Origin of the sequence: Bradyrhizobium sp. NBAIM08, from assembly GCF_020193935.1 — a bacterium.
In the GTDB taxonomy this organism is placed as follows: Bacteria; Pseudomonadota; Alphaproteobacteria; order Rhizobiales; family Xanthobacteraceae; genus Bradyrhizobium; species Bradyrhizobium yuanmingense.
The window spans coordinates 1-380 of sequence record NZ_JADYVR010001398.1 but is presented as its reverse complement, the minus strand read 5'-3'; the positions used below and the strand labels follow the sequence as shown (position 1 = coordinate 380).

The window sequence follows — 380 nt, the reverse complement described above, 5'->3', positions numbered from 1 at the left end:
TTACAGGTGCTTGCATTCTATCTAACGAGTACGCCATATCACCATCTTTTGAAATTTTTACGAGATGTGGCTTTGCCTCATCTTCCCATTTAATGTCCATTTCGAAGTTGGCAGGGGCAGCTGCATATATCTTAATCATTTCAGCTTTTCCCTTTATAGGTTGTGGGGCTTGATCTACAATCAACACATCATTGGCAAAATAATATGCTATTTCTTCAGGTTTTCCCGTTGCTGCCTTCTTTGACCAATCTGTCCAAGCATGTGTGATCTTCTCTTCTTCCTCCTTAAAATTAATTTTGTGCTGTTTGCAACTTGCAAGTAAAGCAAGTAATGATATCCCAATAAGACCTTTCATACGTCCGCTGATTAATGTTTTTAAA

At 38.2% G+C, this 380-nt stretch carries 1 protein-coding gene; it reads right to left on the bottom strand.

All coding sequences use genetic code 11. The features are described 5' to 3' along the window. A partial coding sequence (locus I6F37_RS45115; protein ID WP_225155146.1) for a hypothetical protein occupies nucleotides 1-380 on the bottom strand: 380 nt, incomplete at both ends.